Annotated in this window: 19 protein-coding genes and 3 tRNA genes; 9 read left to right on the top strand and 13 right to left on the bottom strand. The window is 50.6% G+C overall.

What is annotated here, in order from left to right; translation table 11 throughout:
- Window positions 1-12 precede the first annotated feature (12 nt).
- Both CVV30_01800 and CVV30_01795 read left to right on the top strand, forming a co-directional pair.
- The gene (locus tag CVV30_01800; GenBank protein ID PKL70124.1) at window positions 13-810 is read left to right on the top strand and encodes a proteasome assembly chaperone family protein; all 798 of its coding nucleotides are present in this window, start codon (window positions 13-15) and stop codon (window positions 808-810) included.
- A 5-nt stretch (window positions 811-815) separates the two neighbouring features.
- Window positions 816-1,214, top strand: coding sequence for a DUF473 domain-containing protein (locus tag CVV30_01795; GenBank protein ID PKL70123.1), 399 nt, complete (start codon window positions 816-818; stop codon window positions 1,212-1,214).
- A 17-nt stretch (window positions 1,215-1,231) separates the two neighbouring features.
- Here the strand turns inward: CVV30_01795 and CVV30_01790 are convergent, their stop codons facing one another.
- Window positions 1,232-2,386 (bottom strand): hypothetical protein, encoded by a 1,155-nt coding sequence (locus CVV30_01790; protein PKL70122.1) that lies wholly within the window; start codon window positions 2,384-2,386, stop codon window positions 1,232-1,234.
- Window positions 2,387-3,396: 1,010 nt separating this feature from the next.
- On the opposite strand from CVV30_01790, the gene CVV30_01785 reads away from it, so the two are divergent.
- Window positions 3,397-3,471 (top strand) — tRNA-Arg (locus CVV30_01785).
- Window positions 3,472-3,547: 76 nt separating this feature from the next.
- Here the strand turns inward: CVV30_01785 and CVV30_01780 are convergent.
- From CVV30_01780 to CVV30_01730, 11 genes are all read right to left on the bottom strand, one after another.
- The gene (locus tag CVV30_01780) at window positions 3,548-4,024 is read right to left on the bottom strand and encodes a NusA-like transcription termination signal-binding factor (GenBank protein ID PKL70121.1); all 477 of its coding nucleotides are present in this window, start codon (window positions 4,022-4,024) and stop codon (window positions 3,548-3,550) included.
- A 1-nt stretch (window position 4,025) separates the two neighbouring features.
- Complete coding sequence (locus CVV30_01775; GenBank protein ID PKL70120.1) at window positions 4,026-4,316, bottom strand: 50S ribosomal protein L30e; 291 nt, start codon at window positions 4,314-4,316, stop codon at window positions 4,026-4,028.
- A gap of 25 nt (window positions 4,317-4,341) precedes the next feature.
- The gene (rpoA2, locus tag CVV30_01770; GenBank protein PKL70119.1) at window positions 4,342-5,517 is read right to left on the bottom strand and encodes a DNA-directed RNA polymerase subunit A''; all 1,176 of its coding nucleotides are present in this window, start codon (window positions 5,515-5,517) and stop codon (window positions 4,342-4,344) included.
- Window positions 5,517-8,156 (bottom strand): DNA-directed RNA polymerase subunit A', encoded by a 2,640-nt coding sequence (gene rpoA1, locus CVV30_01765; GenBank protein PKL70118.1) that lies wholly within the window; start codon window positions 8,154-8,156, stop codon window positions 5,517-5,519. The genes rpoA2 and rpoA1 overlap by 1 nt, the downstream gene beginning before the upstream one ends.
- A 1-nt stretch (window position 8,157) precedes the next feature.
- A complete protein-coding gene (gene rpoB, locus CVV30_01760; protein ID PKL70117.1) occupies window positions 8,158-9,972 on the bottom strand; it encodes a DNA-directed RNA polymerase subunit B in 1,815 nt (604 codons plus the stop codon).
- The gene (locus CVV30_01755; protein ID PKL70116.1) at window positions 9,969-11,513 is read right to left on the bottom strand and encodes a DNA-directed RNA polymerase subunit B''; all 1,545 of its coding nucleotides are present in this window, start codon (window positions 11,511-11,513) and stop codon (window positions 9,969-9,971) included. The genes rpoB and CVV30_01755 overlap by 4 nt, the downstream gene beginning before the upstream one ends.
- Before the next feature lie 33 nt (window positions 11,514-11,546).
- On the bottom strand, window positions 11,547-11,798 hold the full coding sequence (locus tag CVV30_01750) for a DNA-directed RNA polymerase subunit H (protein ID PKL70115.1): 252 nt from the start codon (window positions 11,796-11,798) through the stop codon (window positions 11,547-11,549).
- A gap of 76 nt (window positions 11,799-11,874) precedes the next feature.
- Window positions 11,875-11,948 (bottom strand) — tRNA-Lys (locus tag CVV30_01745).
- 87 nt (window positions 11,949-12,035) lie between these two features.
- On the bottom strand, window positions 12,036-12,665 hold the full coding sequence (locus CVV30_01740) for a two-component system response regulator (GenBank protein PKL70114.1): 630 nt from the start codon (window positions 12,663-12,665) through the stop codon (window positions 12,036-12,038).
- A 132-nt stretch (window positions 12,666-12,797) separates the two neighbouring features.
- On the bottom strand, window positions 12,798-13,433 hold the full coding sequence (locus CVV30_01735; GenBank protein PKL70113.1) for a two-component system response regulator: 636 nt from the start codon (window positions 13,431-13,433) through the stop codon (window positions 12,798-12,800).
- Complete coding sequence (locus CVV30_01730; GenBank protein ID PKL70112.1) at window positions 13,433-13,792, bottom strand: hypothetical protein; 360 nt, start codon at window positions 13,790-13,792, stop codon at window positions 13,433-13,435. Before CVV30_01730 ends, CVV30_01735 begins: the two co-directional genes overlap by 1 nt.
- A 235-nt stretch (window positions 13,793-14,027) precedes the next feature.
- Between CVV30_01730 and CVV30_01725 the strand changes: the two genes are divergently transcribed.
- The 6 genes from CVV30_01725 (at window position 14,028) to CVV30_01700 (ending at window position 17,840) form a co-directional block, all read left to right on the top strand.
- On the top strand, window positions 14,028-14,807 hold the full coding sequence (locus CVV30_01725) for a septum site-determining protein MinD (GenBank protein ID PKL70111.1): 780 nt from the start codon (window positions 14,028-14,030) through the stop codon (window positions 14,805-14,807).
- Window positions 14,808-14,844: 37 nt separating this feature from the next.
- Window positions 14,845-15,024 carry a hypothetical protein gene (locus tag CVV30_01720; GenBank protein PKL70933.1) on the top strand — a complete coding sequence of 60 codons (180 nt, stop codon included), beginning with the start codon at window positions 14,845-14,847 and terminating at the stop codon, window positions 15,022-15,024.
- A 75-nt stretch (window positions 15,025-15,099) separates the two neighbouring features.
- A tRNA-Pro gene (locus tag CVV30_01715) sits at window positions 15,100-15,173 on the top strand.
- 26 nt (window positions 15,174-15,199) lie between these two features.
- Complete coding sequence (locus CVV30_01710) at window positions 15,200-16,063, top strand: hypothetical protein (protein ID PKL70110.1); 864 nt, start codon at window positions 15,200-15,202, stop codon at window positions 16,061-16,063.
- Between the two features lie 213 nt (window positions 16,064-16,276).
- Entirely contained in the window at window positions 16,277-16,738 is a 462-nt protein-coding gene (locus tag CVV30_01705; GenBank protein ID PKL70109.1) for a Clp protease ClpP, read from the top strand.
- Between the two features lies 1 nt (window position 16,739).
- Window positions 16,740-17,840 carry a membrane protease subunit, stomatin/prohibitin gene (locus tag CVV30_01700; protein PKL70108.1) on the top strand — a complete coding sequence of 367 codons (1,101 nt, stop codon included), beginning with the start codon at window positions 16,740-16,742 and terminating at the stop codon, window positions 17,838-17,840.
- A 259-nt stretch (window positions 17,841-18,099) separates the two neighbouring features.
- Here the strand turns inward: CVV30_01700 and CVV30_01695 are convergent, their stop codons facing one another.
- On the bottom strand, window positions 18,100-19,416 hold the full coding sequence (locus tag CVV30_01695) for a peptidase M50 (protein PKL70107.1): 1,317 nt from the start codon (window positions 19,414-19,416) through the stop codon (window positions 18,100-18,102).
- Between the last annotated feature and the right edge of the window lie 169 nt (window positions 19,417-19,585).

Raw genomic sequence — 19,585 nt, 5'->3', positions numbered from 1 at the left:
TATGTTAATCTAATGACGGCAGACGCCCCTGAGTCCAAAACTGAGATCGTTTCACGTCTCGATACTATTCGGAATGACCTGATTGAGATTAAACCGAAAAAAGACATCAATGTCATCTCAAAACCGCTTCCCCTGAATGGTGCTTCGGTACTGATCGGCTTTCCCGGGAGCGGGCTTGTCGGGACCATCGCGCTGCAGTACATGGTCGATCAGCTGGAGTTTGAGCAGATCGGAACCATGACTTCAAAGTATTTCCCACCGCTTGCGATGATGAACAATGGCGTGATCAATGACCCGGTCAGGATCTACCTGAAAAACGATATCGCTGCTATTGTTGCAGATATCCCCATCCATCCCATGATCTGTTACGAGACCTCCCGCGACATTATCGAATGGCTCGAACCGTTCAAACCCAAAGAGGTGCTCACGATCGCCGGTATTATAACAAACGAACCGGAGAAACGGGTTTTTGGGGTTGCCACAACCAAGGACGCACTCAAGCGGATCGAGGAGCATACCCTGTTACTGCCGATCGGGAGTATTTCGGGCGTTGCATCCAGCCTCCTGACGGAATGTAAAGCCCGTGGCATTCCGGGGTACGGTCTTTTGGGAGAGACCGTAAATGCCCCTGATCCACGTGCAGCAGCGGCAACCATTGAGGTGCTCAATAAGATGTACAATCTCAGCCTCGATATGAAACCGCTCATCGACCAGGCCGTGGAGATCGAGCAGAGCATGCAGAAGATCTCTGACGAAGTGCAGCAGTCCGCTGAACAGTCGCCGAAAAAAGATCTCATCATGTACGGGTGACTGCAATGAGATGTGCTGCGTTAACCGGAATTTCACCGGATGTTATCAGGGATCTCAAAGCAGGAAAGCCCCGCACCATCGAGCTGCAGAGCGCCCATAATATCGCGACCATTGCCACCGTAGAACCGGGTCCGGAAACTCATATTTTTATGACCTCGATCGATCTCGTAGACTTAGGCCCAAGCGATACCGGGATCTGTGTGTACGTGCTCTCGACTGCGATCTCGATGAAGCGGATCGTTGAGTTCAACCATGGCCTGTATTACGAGGAGCGTGAACGCATGTCTGCCCGTGTGCAGGTGAAGTACTGTGCCTCCTCGGTCATCAAGGAAGTCTTCCACGAAGGGGTCATGTCACCGACAGAAGTGGAAGTGCTCAAATCTGGCTGCTATCACGCGGGATAAAAAAAATATTTTTTTAATTAGTATTTTCTCAGTACAACAAACCCAACGCCGACTGCACCAAGAATCGCGAGGATACTGACGGGCGATGCCGGTGTCGGTGTGTCACTCGGCCAGGGTGTGGGGATTTTTGCCGTGGATTTTGCGGTAGTTCTTACGGTTGTGATGGTTGTTGTGGGAACGGTTGTCGTGACCGTGGTCACCTCAGGGGAAAGAACGAGCGATGCGGTTACATAAGAGGTGTTCCCGGCGGTTACCTTGACGCTCTCTGAATAAATATTGTAGCCGGCTCTCTGCACCTGAACGGTGTAGGTACCCGGCGTGATGTTATCGAGTGTCAGGGGAGTATCCCCCCAATAGTTAGAACTCAGGAATACCTTTGAGCTGGTGGGGGAGGATTTTACGTCAATGGTGCCGTTAGTGGTTGAATTTATTGCTGGAGTGGGTGTGACAGTAGTAGTGGTTGTAGTTGTATTTGTTATTGCCACAAGAGTTGCTGAAAGGGATGTTGAATTGCCGAGAACTGCCACAGTCTGTGTCCAATCCTGATAACCGGTGAGTCTAACCAAGACAATATGATTTCCATTGGCTACATTATTCATATTGAGAGTTGTCAATCCTTTGTACTCATTATCAAGGTAGATATTAGCACTAGAGGGAGTTGAGGATACACCAATGCTTCCATATGTGGGAGTGGGGGTAGGTGTAGGAGTTACAGGCATCGAAAGCGTATATACACTACTTGAAATAACATTACCAGAGTAATCTAATTCTTGAATCAACATTAAATTCTGACTAGGTGAGGGATTTACGGGAACATTTCCAGTTAATACTATTCTTACGCTCACTTCATCACCTGATTTATAGGAGAGTTCAAAACCGGTTATTGAAGAGATGCTTCCAGTCTGTACTGGGCGCACATTTTCTACCCCATTTACAATAAGAGTTGGAGCCCACTGAGGATTGTCGAGATCTGTACTCATTCGCAATTCATCACCAGAAGGGAAACCAGAGCAATCAACACGATACATTACGCTCACTGAAGTGCCGGAAGTGAGATAGCCAGTAGGATTTACAGTGACCCCTGTTACTGTAAAAGCAGATACAACACACGGGAGTAACAAAAATAACAATGCGATACACATCAAGAAATAGATTTTTTTCATATCAGGCATTCCTTTCGTGAAAACGAATGAAATAAATTTCAACCCTGCATTTGATAAATTTTATTAAATCACTTTTGTGAGCCAATAACGAATGTTCAAGAGTTTTACTACAAACGACTTCGTGTTTCTGCCAGCATTTCTGCCTTCTCTATCCATAGCGGACAAAAGGCAAAACCCTGTGATCCTCTAACCGGTATAAGAAAGGCCGCAATCCATTGTTCCGATATGCTGCTGCCGGAGAAGGTATCATCTCCCTTTCTCCGGGTTCAAGGGCTCCTCCCGGAATTACCGCCCGTGAGAAGGTAAATTCCCCCTCAACCGGAAAAAATGCTAGGGTAGTACGGGAAGTGAGAGATGGAGTTCCGGTGCTTTTCAATATCCCCCTTGACACTCTGGGAAATGATACCATACCGTTCCGGAGGCACGAGCCAGTATCACATTTCAGCGCTCGTTTTCAATGCACAGGTTCCCTTTTTCCGTATTTTTTTAGTCAGACCCTGCCTGAAAAATTTCAATCGTGTACATGAGGTGTCAGTTGATGAGGCGATTATCGGATAATTATCCGACAAAATGCATGTACAAGCGACAAAAAATTTCGTTCTCCGACGTGAGAGTCCGGAAAATACAATCAAGGTCTGATTAAAAAATTTCAGGCAGGGGCTGAGGGGTCGATTGAAAAAAAATTTCCGGAGATCGATTGAAAATTTTTTTGCGCAAATCGGATCCGGGTTTTTGCATCGCGCACGTACCAGCATTGAGATCCAAATGGGTTCTTACGCAAATCACAAGAACCATTGAAATGGTGAATAGGAAAGGGTTCTTACTTCTGGGCCGCTTGTCCGGGTTCCCGATCACAGTGACGGATGATGGACAGTGACGATTCCCCCCAAAAGGTGCTCAGGGCATCCGGACAAGAACATTGGAAAAAGGAAGACAAAATATTCTCTTTTATTGCGCAAACCAGTGCCCGCATGAATCAGATTAATTATCCCAGAGAACGTAGTTATCAGGCACCAAGGGGGCTTGTGGCTTAGCTTGGACATAGCGCCGGGCTTCTAACCCGGATGTCGAGGGTTCAAATCCCTCCAAGCCCGTTTTTATTTTCCTTAATGAAGACCGACAGGTAGAGGATGGAATAACCGTTTTTTAAAAAATGCAAAAAAAGAAAATTTACAGTTGTGACTGTTCGTCTGCGGGCTGATCGTCCATCTCTTTCTGGAGAATCTGCACATCGGCGATATCGTACTGGCGCTGGGCAAGCTTCTTAGCCTTGAAGATGTTCTTCCCGTCCTTGCCGATTGCAATACCCCGGTCTTCGTCCCGGACCTCAACCTGAACGGTCTGCTCGCTGCCTTCACCCTCGAATATGAGGGAGGTGACCTGTGCGGGCAGGAAACAGTTCTTGATGAACTGCTCCACATTGTTGTTGTACTCAACAACTTCGATCTTCTTACCCATAACTTCGGAAGCCTTCTTGATCGAGGCTCCCTTCTTGCCAATCGCAAGTCCCATATCACCGGGGTTGATCACAAAGATGAGGCGGGCATTGCGCTCATCCATCACACAGTCGCGGCTTCCCGCGCCGGTCAGGCTCTCGAACTGAGAGATCAGACGCATACAGTCTTCAGTAAGTTTGACTTCGACCATATCATGCCCTCTTCAGGGACAGGATATCTGATTCGCCAGGGCTGACGATCGCAAGCGTGCTGACCATGAACGGCTTTCCGCAGGCTTTTCCGAGCGCAACGCTCGAACCTTCAAAGGTGTGGATGAAGAGGTTCTCTGTAGCGGTAATCTTTGACTTGAAGTCTGCCGGGCAGTTACCTGCAATAACAATCATCTGGGCTTTGCCTTCGTTAACACATTTTTCGGTGTTGTTCTGGCCAAGAATTACATTACCGGTCTTGATGGCTCTTCTGAGTGAAGCATTAAAATCCATGTAAAATTCCTCGTGTTTTTAAATATTAATTGTCGTGTTGTCTGACTGCGATGAGTTTTACATCGCCGGTTCCGAGCTGGATCGGCTGACCGACAATGACATTTTCGGTAACGCCGCTCAGTTCATCTACTTCATTTGCAACGGCTGCATCCAGCAGGTGATTGACCGTCACTTCAAATGCTGCACGGGAAAGAACGCTCTCTTTCTCGCCAGCAATGCCGTGACGTCCGATCTGCTTGACTTCGCCTTCCATGCACATCATGTCCGCAACAATCATGAGATGGCGGACATCCACAAGGATACCCTGCTCATTGAGCGTGGATACCGCTTCATGGATGACTGCTTCCCGGGCTGCTTCGATACCGAGCACGGATGCACATTCACTGATGTTATTGGTACGGGTACGGGTAGTGTCCACACCAGCCACATCAAATACGTCTTTAAGGTTGGAGCCTTCAGTATAAAGTATATACTCTCCTCCCTCCTTCCTGACGACGACCCGGAGGATATCGTCAATGCCCTGCACAATCACATTCCTGACGTGTTCTGCGAGCTGGAAGAGATTCTGGTAACTTTCCTTGTCTTTTGGAGAGAAGGTGATGGTAGCTTTATCCACGTCGATATCGTGCTCGAAGTCACGGTAGTGCCTGCGGTCACGGATCTTCTTGGGCCCGACTTCCATGATCTCGTCGGGGGAGATCTTACGCTTTTCACAGACCTTGGTGTTCAGGTGCACGACCACGTGCATGTTCTCCATGTCCGTGGTGATATCCCCGAACTCATGGAGGGGAGCAGCTTCGATCTGCCAGCTGACTTCACGGGCCCGGTCACGGTCGTTGCGGTAATCCTCTTCGAGATATACCGTCATGGTCGGCGTGCTGGGCTCTTTTCTTGCATCCATGATCTCGATAAGGCGCGGGAGACCTAAGGTAACGTTGATTTCAGCGACACCCGCATAGTGGAATGTACGCATCGTCATCTGGGTACCGGGCTCACCAATGGACTGGGCGGCAATGACCCCGACTGCTTCGCAGGGCTCGATCCTTGTCGAGAGGTACTCCTTGATGACCCGTTCAATGATCTGCTTGAACTGGGTATCGGTGATCTCTTTTTCTGCAAGGAACTTGCGGAGCTGGTCTTTTGTCTTGACCGGGAGGTTTGCGGCCTCGATTTTTTTGTCGTATTTATCTGCGAGCACCATCAGACTTCCTCCTTTAAGATACTCTCAACGATACCCTTGACATCGACCGGGTCGCCAAAGGCGCTCTTGGTCGGATCGGTACCATCTTCACCGTACTCGAACTGGATGATCCTGCCACCGGTTGTCCTGACCGTGCCGTCATACGCCACCTTGAGGTCCTGCAGCGCATTGATTAACCTGCGCTGGAGATACCCGCTCTGGGACGTACGAACGGCCGTGTCGACGAGACCTTCACGGCCACCGATTGCGTGGAAGAAGAACTCGGTCGGGTTTAACCCGCCCTTGTAGCTGTGCTGGATGAACCCGTGTGCATCCGAGCCCTGCTCTCCTTTCCTGAAGTGAGGGAGCGTCCGGTCATCATAACCACGGACGATACGTTCTCCACGAACGGACTGCTGGCCGATACAACCGGCCATCTGGGTCAGGTTGAGCATCGAACCACGGGCACCGGACACGGCCATCAGCACGGCGCTGTTACCGAGACCAAGGTGCTGGCCTGCAATCTGACCAGTCAGGTCACGGGCTTTTCCGAGCACCTGCATGATCTGCATCTCGAGCGTCTCTTCGACAGTACGCCCGGGCATGGGTTCGAGTTGTCCGTCTTCGTAAATCTTGATACGGCGGTCAACATCGAGCGCTGCATTCTTGAGAATCTCATCGATCTGGCCGTACTCGGTCTTGGACAGGTCTTCGTCATCAATACCGAACGAGAACCCATCGAACATGATCGCACGGATCGAGAGCTTGGTCATGTCATCGATGAAATCAGTTGCCCGGCTCATGCCCTGCTGGCGGATGATACGGTTGACGATCTGACCGTCGAATGCACCGACTGCCTTCTTATCAATCGTGCCTGATTCAAGGATGCCGTCAAAGATCCTGACATATGCATCACGTTCACAGAGTTCCTTTTTGCAGGTATCGCAGTTCTGGCAGGAGCTTGCCTGGAAGACCATGTTGAGGCTGTCGGGGAGAATACTGGAGAATACCTGTTTGTTGCTCCAGTATTCTACCCCGTCCTCTACTTTACCCGGTGCCGGCATGCGTTCAATGCGGGAATACCGGAGGAGATAGAGTGCTTCTTCCTTGGTGAACCAGCGCATATCATGCGTGAGCATGAAGATACCCGAGACGTGGTCATGGATACCGCCGATGATGGGACCGCCGAAACGGGGTGACAGGATGTTCTCCTGCACGGAGATGAGGATGGTGGCTTCCGCACGCGCCTCTTCTGTCTGGGGCACGTGCATGTTCATTTCATCACCATCAAAGTCGGCGTTATACGGAGGACAGACAGCCGGGTTGAGACGGAACGTCTTGCCTTCCATGACCTTGACGCGGTGGGCCATGATACTCATGCGGTGCAGTGAGGGCTGACGGTTGAAGAGCACAACATCGCCATCCCTGAGCTGCCGTTCGACCGTCCAGCCGGGCTCGATCATGTCAGCAACCGTATCGAGGTTGCCTTCAGCAAGCCGGAGACGACGGGCATCCGGGCGGATGACATAGTTTGCACCACAGGGTGAATTGACATCCGGGCGGACGGGGCCGGTCCGTGCTACCTGCTTGAGTTCCTCGATATTATGGATGGTGACACGCACGGGAATGGTCATCTCGTTTGCTACTGCCCGGGGGACACCGACCTGACGTACTGACAGGTTCGGGTCGGGGGAGATAACGGTACGGGATGAGAAGTTCACACGCTTACCGGAGAGTGAACCACGGAACCGGCCGTCTTTACCCTTGAGACGCTGCGAGAGGGTCTTTAACGGGCGGCCGCTGCGGTGGCGTGCCGGAGGGCAGCCTGCCACTTCATTGTCCATATACGTGGTAACGTGATACTGGAGCAGTTCCCAGAGATCCTCGATGATCAGCTGGGGGGCTCCTGCATCCTGGTTCTCCTTGAACCGCTGGTTGATACGGATGATATCCACCAGCTTATGGGTCAGGTCATCTTCTGAACGCTGTCCGTTCTCCAAGATGATCGACGGGCGCATCGTAACCGGAGGTACCGGAAGCACGGTGAGGATCGTCCATTCAGGACGGGCTACATCAGGGTTGATACCCAGCGGGATCAGGTCCTCGTTGGGGATCTTTTCCATGCGGGAGCGAATGTCGGCAGGGGTGAGCTTGTGCTCCACCTTTTTGCCGTCCTCAACAACCACTTCGGAAAATGTTGTCGGTTTCTCGAAGTTGATCTTGAGCTGCTGGTCGCCGCAGTGGGGGCAGATGCGTTCCTTTTTCACATCTTTTTCTGAGAGCAGGTCGCCGGTCTGGTCGTCTTCTGTTCCGACCACCTTCTCGATCTCTTCGGGGCTTAACAGCACACGACCACAGGAGCGGCAGGTGACACGGAGAAGTTTCCGTATCAACCGGGTATACCCGACATGGATGACCGGCTTTGCAAGCTCGATGTGCCCGAAATGCCCGGGACATTCGCTGGCCTTCTGGTCGCAGGTCTTGCACCGGAGACCGGGGTCTATGACCCCTAAGTTCAGGTCCATCAGACCCTGGGGATAGGGGAACCCGTCGTCATCATAGGTGTCTGCCCAGATGATCTTCCGCACGCTCATCTCGCGGATCTCTTTGGGGGATAACAGACCAAACTCAATCTGTCCGATTCGTTTTGGGGATGGCATCTTACACCACGTCCTGTAATTTCAACCTGGGTGCAATTCCCATACTCTTCATCTCATCTAACAGGAGCTTGAACGCGTAACTCATCTCGACCGAGTAGATATCGGTCTCGTTGCCGCATGCAAGGCACCGGGTCATGTTGCGCTTGCGGTCGAGCATTGCAACCATACCGCAGTGGGCACAGACATATTCCTGCACCTTGTCAGACTCGTCCAGCAGGCGTTCTTTCAACGCCATTGCCGCGCCGTGTCCGATCATGACATCACGTTCCATCTCACCGAACCGGAGACCACCCTCACGGGCACGTCCTTCAGTCGGCTGCCGGGTGAGCACCTGCACCGGTCCACGGGACCGGGCATGCATCTTCGACGATACCATGTGGTAAAGTTTCTGGTAGTAGATCACACCGATGTACACATCGGCCTTGAACATCTTGCCGGTGATACCGTCATACATGACCTCGCGGCCATTGTGGGAGAATCCGAGCGCCTTTAAGGATGCCCGGATATTTGCCTCGCTCTCTCCACCGAATGCGGTACCATTGATACGTCGTCCTTCCAGTGACCCGACTTTCCCCCCGATCATCTCGAGCATGTGACCGACAGTCATACGACTCGGGATGGCGTGGGGGTTGATCACAAGGTCAGGGCAGAGTCCGCTCTCGGTGAACGGCATGTCTTCCTGAGGGGTGATAAGCCCGATAACTCCTTTCTGACCGTGCCGGGATGCGAATTTGTCGCCAACTTCCGGTACACGGAGATCCCGGGTGCGCACCTTGACCAGCCGTGAACTGTTCTCGCCCTCGGTGATGATCACAGTGTCAACAATACCATGTTCGTTGCTGCGCATCGTAACTGAAGTGTCGCGGCGCTTTTCAACGGCGATCAATTCACCGGTTGGTTCTTCAAGGAACCGGGGCGGGGAGGTCTTGCCTATCAGCACGTCCTTCTCGGCTACAACGGTCTCGGGGTTGATGACTCCGTCTTCGTCAAGGTTCTTGTAGGACTCGGCACCATGGGCACCGGCAACTTCCTCTTCAGGAACTTCAATGCGGTCAATCTGTCCGCCGGGATACCTGCGTTCTTCTCCTTCGTAGGTACGGTAGAAGTGGGAACGCCCAAGCCCACGCTCGATGGAGGCCTTGTTGAAGATGAGCGCATCTTCAATATTGTAGCCTTCGTAAGAGAGGATCGCAACCACAAAGTTCTGTCCTGCAGGGCGGTCATCTGAACCAATCAATTCTGATGTCTGGGTGTGGGTGAGCGGTTTTTGCACATAGTGCAGCTGGTGCCCACGGGTATCGGGGCGGAGCTTCATATTGGCGCACCCGAAACCGAGAGCCTGCTTGACCATTCCTGCGCCCATCGTTACACGCGGACTTGCATTGTGCTCGGGGAATGGAACATGTGCTGCACCAATACCGAGGATCAGGGAGGGGTCGATCTCAAGGTGGGTGTGAGCGGGCGTGATCTTGTCAAAGTTCATTGCGATGAGGAGATCTTCTTCCTCCTCTGCATCGAGGAACTCTATCATCCCGCGCTGGACAAACCAGGAGATATCAATTTCTTTTTTGGCCAGTTTCTGGAGGTCCGCGTCGGTGATGAGAGGTTCGCCGTTCTTCAAGACAATGAGCGGGCGACGGGCACGGCCACGGTCAGTGAGAATGACAACGTCCCCATTGTATTCCTTGTGGGAGACGTTTACTTCCGCAGCGATAGCGCCCTGGCGGCGCATGGCCCGGATACTGGCAACCAGTGCTTTCGGGTCATCTACGAGTCCGACGAGGGCACCATCAACAAATACGCGTGATTTCTTCATCGTGACTCACCCTTGATCTGTTCCACGCCAAGGTTGTGGAGAATCTGCATGATCTCTTCTTCGTTATCCACACCTTTGCTGATCTCGACCATCTGGGCGAAGTTCTTGACAAGCCCACAATTCGGACCTTCAGGGGTTTCGCTCGGGCAGATCCGACCCCACTGGGTCGGGTGCAGGTCACGGGCCTCGAAGTGAGGCTGTGAACGGGAGAGCGGTGAGATCACACGGCGCAGGTGCGAGAGCACGGCCATGTGGTCGATACGGTCGAGAAGCTGGGAGACACCGGTCCTTCCGCCAACCCAGTTACCAGTGGCAAGCGGGTGGAGCAGGCGCTCGGTCAGCACATCGGCACGCACGGCAGTCCCTATCGAGAGATCGCGGTGCCGCATGCTGGCGCGTTCGAGCTGATACTTGATATCACGGGTCAGCCTGTTCAAGGAAATACGGAAGAGATCTTCCATTAAGTCTCCGGCAAGTTTGAGCCGTTTGTTGGAGTAGTGGTCCTTGTCATCGATCCTGCGCTTGTTCAGCACGAGATCGAAACAGGCCTCTGCCATGCGCCCGAGGAAATGGGCCTTTGCAAGCCGGACCGAGAGAACCGCTTCCTGGTATCCCTCGTCGCCTTCCTTTAAAGTGGCTGGCATGGAGTAGTTGAGATGGGGCAGGAGATAGTTGTCCAGCACGAATTCAGCCCGCTTGCGCTGGTAATCCCTTGTCTGGTTGGGTGCCAGTTTCTTACCTACGTACATGACACCTCCGTCAACGGAGTCACACTCGCTCTCTTCGAGGTTCTGCATCATGAACGTCAGGATGTCTTCATCGGTCGAGACCGCATTGACAACTTCCTGGTCATTGATCATGCCCAGTGCACGCATCAGGTCGACAAATTTCAGGTGACCGGCAACGGACGGGAATGAAACTTCGAGCAGGTTCTTCTTGTTGCGTTCAACAACCACCAGTGCGCGGTATCCGCGGAACTGCGAGAAAACCTTTGCTACATAGATGCGTTCACTGTAGCGCTCAGTAAACTCGGTCATGATCTTGTTGGACGCAAGGTCTTCTAAGGTCATGAGCACGCGCTCGGTACCGTTTACAATGAAATATCCGCCGGGATCGAAAGCATCCTCTCCATGGGCAACGCGCTGGGCATCGTCCATGCCATAGAGATTGCAGGATGTTGAACCGATCATGACAGGAAGCTGTCCGATTGTAGTGACGATCGCTTCCTGCCGTTCCTCACCATGCACGAGAGTCAGGCCTAACTGGATAGGGGCGGCATACGTCAGGTTGCGCAGCCGTGCCTCACAGGGGTATAATTCGCTCTGCGAACCATCCGCTTCCCTGACGAGCGGCTTTTTTACCGTTATCTCACCGAGTTCAACCCAGACAGCCTCGTTGTTCTTGCCGCGGTTCTCGATATCCGTCTCGATGATCCGCTGTTCGTTTACCACTTTCTGAAGATTGTGCTTTAGAAAATAATTATAAGAGTCAAGCTGGTGGCGCGCAACATGCTCCCGTGAAAAATATGCCCTCGATAAAATACTTCTGTCAATCAGACTTAATCCCCCCCGGAATTATTTCTTGGGTCTCTTTACCACGAGACGATACGATTCAGCCCTGCCGGCTGTATGGCTCACACGGATAATTCTTATCACATCATCGGCTTGTGCGCCGATAGTTTTGACCGCAGGATCGTCATGGAATACTTTTGGTAATTGTTCAGTAGTGATGTTGTAAGTGGTGAGGAGTGCAGATACCTCCTCCTCACTCATGATTTCATGGTCTGGCACCATAGCGTGCTTCAACACATTCAGTTTGGTGCTCAATGAAAAACCCCCTCCCGGATAAACAGATTTCCTCTCAGATGCATCACCGCAAAAAACCCACGATTGCTCGTGGCAACGGGCCCGAAGGGATTTGAACCCTTGACCACCTGGTTAAAAGCCAGGCGCTCTACCGAACTGAGCTACGAACCCACGTTGGAATATGATGTACAGCGTTATAACAATGCAAGAAAACTATATAAATATTATCCATATACCATTTTATCCACAAAGTAGGCCTCACCCCCCTTGGGGAAGGCTCTTGTTTATCTCTTTAAAGCGGATCTCATCGGCCCTGATTTTCTCATCGAGTTTGTTGATGGCCTGTAATTCTTCTTCGGGCACAGCGCGCCCGGGAATGTTCATGCCGCTTGAATTTTTCAAAACCGCAAGCAGATTCCGGTCAACTTCAATACTCTTCCGGAGCGCAGTGTATTCAGCAATAATTGCAGCATCCAGCCCGGCGTCCTTTGCTCTCACAGCCCCCAGTTTCACACTGCTGCGGCGTTCAAAAACCCGTTTAATCGAGTCGAGAAGCTGAGCCGGATTAACCGGTTTTGAGACAAAATCCTCGATGTTGAGGCAATGTTCCTGCGCTTCTGCAGGGCTGATCTTTTTTGCCGAGAACATGAGTACAGGAATATCCCTGGTTTCCGGATTGGCCTTTACCTTCTCCAAAGTCTCCCAGCCATCCATCGGCTCCATCATAATATCGAGCAGGATAAGATCCGGTTTATTGGATACCAGAAGGGATATGGCTTCGTCTCCGCCATGGGCTGCGATCGGTTTGAGACCTTTCCTTTTTAAAAGTGCAACAAGACCATCAACAATATAGGGGCTGTCATCGACAATCAGAATTGTATCTTCCACGATAAAAGTCCCTCATACAGTCTTACGTACCGGCAGGCTGATGGCCGAAAGCAAGCACCACATGCGATCCGGATGCCTGATTATGTTCATCCCATTAGTATTCATAATTTTATGAAAATGTGGGAAAACTGGTTATGATTCTGCAGACGTTCCCGAGAGTTCGCCTTTGATCTGTTGGAGCCGGTTCTCCTGGAATTTTATATTCATTTCCATGCTCTTGATCGCACGCGATATCTCATCGCTGACACGGACTTTTGAATCATTGAAATTATACGTGGTTTCCAGGATCTTCATCAAACGCTTGTTCACATCGATGCTTTTGCTCAGGCGGGCATATTCGGTAATGGTCTCTGCATCGAAACCGGACTCTTTTGCCATATCCATATCGGATTTTATGGACTGCCTCCGGGAGAGAACATGCTCGATGGCATCATACAGTTCACGGTGGGTGATGGGTTTTAGCACGTAATCTTCAATATAAATGCCATATTCCTGGGCTTCAACAGGGGTCAGCTGTTTTGCCGTCAGCATAAGAATGGGGATCTCCTTGGTCGAAGGATTTTCCTTGATCTTCTCTAACGTTTCCCACCCGTCCATTGGTTCCATCATGATATCGAGCAGGATGAGATCGGGAGTGACCGTCTTTAAAATCTCTAAACACTCCTCACCCCCGTATGCAGCAACTGTGCGGTACCCGCCGCGTTCGAGCATGGTGACGAAGACATCGACAATAAACGGGCTGTCATCGACTACAAGTATAGTAAACATTACATAACCTCCCCAATCTGTTTGGCAACTGTATGCAATTCTGTATGCACTATGTCAGCATTATTTTTATCTCTGACTATTGCAGCGATAATAAAATTTTCCCCGGCCCCCATAACAATCACAGAAGTATCCTGTCCCCGTATCGTCACTGACTCCATTCCATTCATTTTGATAATACTCCCTACTGACTCAGCAGATGCGAGAATGGTAGCCGACAGTGCACCAAACCATGGTTCATTCATTTCCGTGTCAAAAAATTTTCCTGCGATAATCCCGTCGCGGGATACAAGGGCACATGCTGAAACCCCATTAATCGCCTGAATCTTATCGATAAATGCAGAGATCTTCTCTTTCAACATGGGCCGGCTCCTGTTGCACTACCCCATTATAATTGATAATACCTGATAGAAGCATATATACATATTGCTTTACGTTATGCATTAACGCACCAATTTGAAGTAAAGTTATCGATATTCCCTTGAGCGGACGTGATTTTTTCAGATATTTTCCCCGTATGAACCGTCAGAGCCTCCAGAGAAGGAATCAACAATATATAAATACGATTTCTTCCAACTTGTGGAAATAAGAATTCCGATGATCCGTGCATACACCATCACTTCAGGAAAAGGCGGTGTGGGAAAGACCACCATCACGGTGAATCTTGGGATATCTCTCGCTCTTCTTGGCCGTGAGACTTACATTCTCGATGCCGATATCGGTATGGCAAACATGGCACTGATCCTGGGCATGGACGATGTACCGGTCACCCTGCATGAAGTGCTTGCCGGAAAAGCGGATATTGAAGATGCAATTTATGAAGGTCCGGGCGGGGTGAAAATCGTGCCCAGCGGTATATCCCTCCAGGGATTCCAGCAGGCAGATCCCGATAAACTCCGCGACGTGATGCACCAGCTGGTCGACAAGTGCGAATATCTCCTGATTGATGCCCCGAGCGGCATATCCAAAGAAGGCGTGGTGCCGCTCTCAGTAGCAGATGAAGTCATTCTCATAGTCAACCCGGAACTGGCCTCAATGGCAGATGCCTTGAAAACCAAGATTCTCTGCGAGGTGATGGGGGGTCGTGTTTACGGCGCGATCCTGAACCGGGCAGGACTTGAGCATACGGAACTCCGTTCGCAGAGTGTCGAGGACGTACTGGGTGTCCGCGTGATCGATGTTATCCCCGAAGATGCAAGTGTCAGGCGGGCATCTGCCTACAAAAATCCCTGTGTGCTGAAATATCCCAACTCGGAGGCTTCACGGGCGTTCAAGAGGATCGCCGCACAGATCTCGGGTGCTGAATACAAGGATACCGGTGGCGAGAAAAAAGCAGAGAGCTTTGTTGACCGGCTCGCCCGGTCGGTATTCCGGTGAATACATTTATGGAGAGAAAATGACTTACGAAGGATATCTGCTGGTGTTGTTAGGGATTGTTATTGTTATCCAGCTGTTCATCATTTATCTCATGAACGTGCGCATCCGCCAGTTGTTACGCGAAATCGACACGATGCATGGAAAGATCAAGATTACGGATGCGGAACTTGAAAACCTTATAACAAGAGTCGAGGAGTTCAAGCGGGGCAAAATATAAAAAAAATAAAATACCGCAGTTCTCCATTACCGTACAACAAGCTACATAAGGAATCTCATCCTACACTATGAGAACGGGGCCATAGGGTAGCCTGGCCATCCTAGGAGACTGGGGGTCTTCTGACCTGAGTTCAAATCTCAGTGGCCCCATTTATTATTGTTTTTCAGGCGTTGTCATGAAAATTACCGGCACCTGTACAGATTGTCTCATATCCCGCGTGCGGCTTGAATGCGCATTATGCGATGCCACGGAAGCAAAAACCGCAGAAGCGGTCTCGCAATGCACGGCTCTTTTGGAAGAAATCCGCGATGCACCATTAAGTCATCCGCAGATCGCCAGTCAGATTCACCGCAGGGCCTATGAAATCCTGGGCACAAACGATCCGTTTGCCAAGCTCAAAAGGCTGGGGAATAACCAGGCGATAGATGTCTGTAAGAATGTGCAGGGCAACCTCGTGACATTCCGGGACCATGTGCTTGCCGCAGTGATTGGCAACACGTTTGATTATGGGGTGAAAGGCCATACGGTTGCAGAAGATTTTTCCGTCTTTTTCGAGCGTGAGTTTGAAAAAGGCTTAACCATTGATGACACCGACGCAATCCTTCCACTCTGCACCCGGGTGGTGTACTTAAGCGATAACTGTGGCGAGATTGTTCTCGACCGTCTGCTCATCAAGTACCTGAAAGCCCACGGCGCCCATGTGACACTCGCGGTCAAGGATGCACCGGCCCTCAACGACGCCACCTTACAGGATGCGTGGGACCTGCATCTCGATTTCATTGTTGACTGCCTCACGACAACCGGGGGAGGAGCAGAGATCGGCATCGATATGAAGAAGATTCCCGAGGATCTGCGGAGCGCGATTAAGCGCTGCACCATTATCATTGCAAAAGGCATGGCCAACTTCGAGTCTCTCTCGGAAATGGACAATCTGCCACCGGTTGCCTACCTGATGGCAGCCAAGTGCGGGCCGGTTGCAAAAGAAGCCGGCGGTGTGCCGGTTGGCTCAAAGATCGCAATGCTGCGGATATCAAAATAGAATAAAATGGGGAAAAATCACTCCCCATTCTCTGTTCACAACGGTTTTTTTCATCAGGTAAGCGGTATTCAGCTGCGTGCACCCCATCTCCTTGCTAAAATGAACAGAAATCTGCACTTTGTCAAAAAACTTTTATCGGGTTGAAACATTTTCCGTTTGCGGGAACTAAAAAGCGCCCATACAATTTTATCTTGCACACTCCGATCACTGATCATGGTACTTCCTGATCTGGGTTTATCCTTTGGATGGCTGCTCATTGTCGCCGGAGCCCTGTTGCTCCTTGTCGAAGTGTCAAGCCCGGGTTTTTTCGCAACGGTACCTGCTACCGTGCTGATTTTTTTGGGAATCCTGCAACTCATGGGAGTCGATATATCCAACCCCTGGGCGGGAGGTCTCATTGGAATAGTGACTGCTCTTTGTGCAGCCGGATTCACCGTTTGGATGTACTCGCGGATAACGCCAAATGAAAGCCCCACGACAATCAGCCGGGACTCGTTAGTCGGCATGGAAGGTCAGGTGCAGAAATCCATTGATGCTACCACCATCTCCGGCAAAGTCGTGATCGGCAGTACGGAATGGAGCGCACGCTCCACCGGAGCCATAATCCCAGCGGGAAAGCGGGTCAAAGTAGTGAGTTCCCAAGGCGTACATATTGTAGTAGAAGAGGTTGTATAAGATGGATTTTATTGGAACGCTTGTCGTTGTATTTCTGATTTTTGTTATCGTCTACATTTTTGCAAAAGGTGTAGTCATTGTCCAGCCATACGAACAGGGACTCCAGATCCGGCTCGGCCAGTACGTAGGCCGGATGAATCCGGGTTTCCGCTGGATTGTGCCCTTTGTCAGCGAAGTGATCAAACTCGATCTCCGTACCCAGGTGATGGATGTCCCCAGCCAGGAAGTGATCACTAAGGATAACTCCCCGACCAATGTGGATGCAATCGTCTACGTAAGAGTGATCGACCCGGAGAAAGCCTTCTTCGAAGTCACGAATTACCGCCTGGCAACAGTTATGCTCGCCCAGACGAGCCTGCGAGGCATCATCGGCGATATGGAGCTCGATGAAGTACTCTATAACCGCGATGTAATCAACATGAAACTCCGCGACATTCTTGACCGTGAGACCGACCAGTGGGGTGTCAAGGTTGAAAGAGTGGAGATAAAAGAAGTCGATCCGGTTGCTGCGGTGAAGAATGCCATGACCGAGCAGACGGCAGCAGAACGGGCCCGGCGTGCAGCAATCCTGCGGGCTGATGGTGAGAAACGTTCAGCAATCCTTAAGGCAGAAGGTCTCCGTCAGTCCATGATCCTCGAAGCAGAGGGAGAACGCCAGAGCAAAGTGCTGCGGGCTGAAGGAGAGCGGCTCTCGCGGATCCTCCAGGCACAGGGAGAGGCGCAGGGGCTGCGGATCCTTTCCGTTGGTGCCGCACCGCTCGACAACCGGGCAATGACCGTACTTACGTTGAACGCGCTCAAGAACATGGCAGACGGCCAGGCAACCAAGATCATCTTCCCGTTCGAGCTCTCGCAGTTGATCCGCCAAGGGGCAAAATTCCTCGGGGCAGTTGATGAGACTGCGGACCTCGTTGCCGGACGGCCGGTGATGGACGAGACTATCCTTGGCGATATGCCCCAGCGCGAAGAAGTGAATGCAATCTTAAAAGAGATCAAGGATGCGGTCCCGAAAGTTTCAGTCGACGAACTCAAGGATACCAGCAAACGTAAACTTGCAGTAGAGGCAGACATCGAAGACTCTGCGAACCTGCCGAAAGCATAATCCCATCTTTTTTGTTTCATTTCTAACAGCCATTATGAAAATTGCACAGTTACGATAGTCCTCCCATTAACCTCAAATACATAGGGTATCCACGGCGATCAACGAGTAGGTCCTTTCCCTTTCCTGAGCATATGGTTACCAGTCAAAGGTACTTAGGGGATCGCTGATAACAATAATAAAAAATATCCGGGAAATAGACCATAAGACTGCTGGCTTTACAATTTCTCATATTGTCTTCAGCTTTACAATCCAAAAATGTCTATGCATATCCCAGTGCTTTCTTGATTAACGGTATTGAGAAGGCCAGGACGAGGACTAACAGCATTAAATAACTGACAATAATCACAAGATGACCTGAATATTTTAAAAGTCCGCGTGGTTCAAGTAATCGTTCAACACCTTCTTTGAAGATATACCCCCCATCAAACGGTACCATCGGGATGGCATTACATAACCCGACCGTGAGGTTTAGCCATGCACACCAGAACAGGATCTGAATAATAAACCAGAAGTACGGGAACGGGACCGACCACGCGATACTATCAACGGAATCATTCAACAGGATTATAAAATTTCCATATTCTGCCGGGTTGAGGAATACCCAGATTGGCAATCCAAGTATACCGATGACACCGATTGGGCTCGCAATCTGGTTAAAGGATTTTTTCATCGAAGGTGCATCATAATACGCAACTCCCATGAAACCGCTTTCACTGGGAATACCAAATGTTTCTGGCCAACTGCTGAGGGTTAACGTATATGAAGCCCTTTTTGCGTCCTTCTCTACATCCAGTATCACTCGGTCTCCAGGACGCGTATTGTTTAAGATATTTGCCACATCCGTTGCTGTGGATATTTCAATACCATTGATACTGCGGATAACAGAATCCGGAGGCACACCCGCGATAGCAGCAGGATAATCCTGATAGACTGCTTTTACCAAAGGCGCCTGACTGGGAACTACCATAGAAAGCAGGAGAATAAGAAGGCCAAAACAGATCAGGCCAACAACGATATTATTCATTATCCCTGCACCCAGCATCCGTATTTTTGGAAGACCCTTTGATTTCTCGAAATCCTCCTCATCGGGTTCGACAAACGCGCCAATGGGGATCACACAGTACAGTATACCAAAAAATTTTACCCTGATTCCTTCAACCCGTGCAAGGAACGCATGACCAAACTCGTGGACAACAAGCGTTAAGACAAAGGCAAACCAGACGGCAAAGGTAGATGGGATAAACTGGTTTATCCCTGGAATAGCGAGAATATTCCGTACATCATTTACCGCAGACACTTGAATCGAATGGACAATACTCAGGTAAAGTGAGAGCAAGAGCAGGGCAACGGTCGCAATGGATACGACGATGACCATAACCGCCCCGAGCGTTCCATAGATGCGCAGGAATGAATGATAGCGTGTTAACCTGTCGAAAATGCCAACACGATTGCTCCTTATCGCTATTATCGGGCCATAGAAAACAATGTGCTCCTCCCAGAGTTTGTTCCGGTGGATGACAAAGGCTATCGCTGCATAAACGGCAACCAGGAGAATGAGAATGAGGAGCCAGTCCATTCCAGTACTATAGCCATGCAGGGCTGATAAAGCATTCACCCGGGCAAAATAGATCCAGTCAGGTTTATCTTAAAATTTTTACTGATCGCATCTTATCCGGCCAATTTGTCCTTCTATCTTCATCAATGCCCTTATAGTCATCTCATTGTGATTAATGAGACACCTCCTG

This window comes from Methanomicrobiales archaeon HGW-Methanomicrobiales-1 (assembly GCA_002839675.1).
Classification (GTDB): Archaea; Halobacteriota; Methanomicrobia; order Methanomicrobiales; family Methanospirillaceae; genus Methanoregula.
Note: the sequence above shows the minus strand (reverse complement) of the source record. Positions and strands in the feature narration are given on the sequence as shown.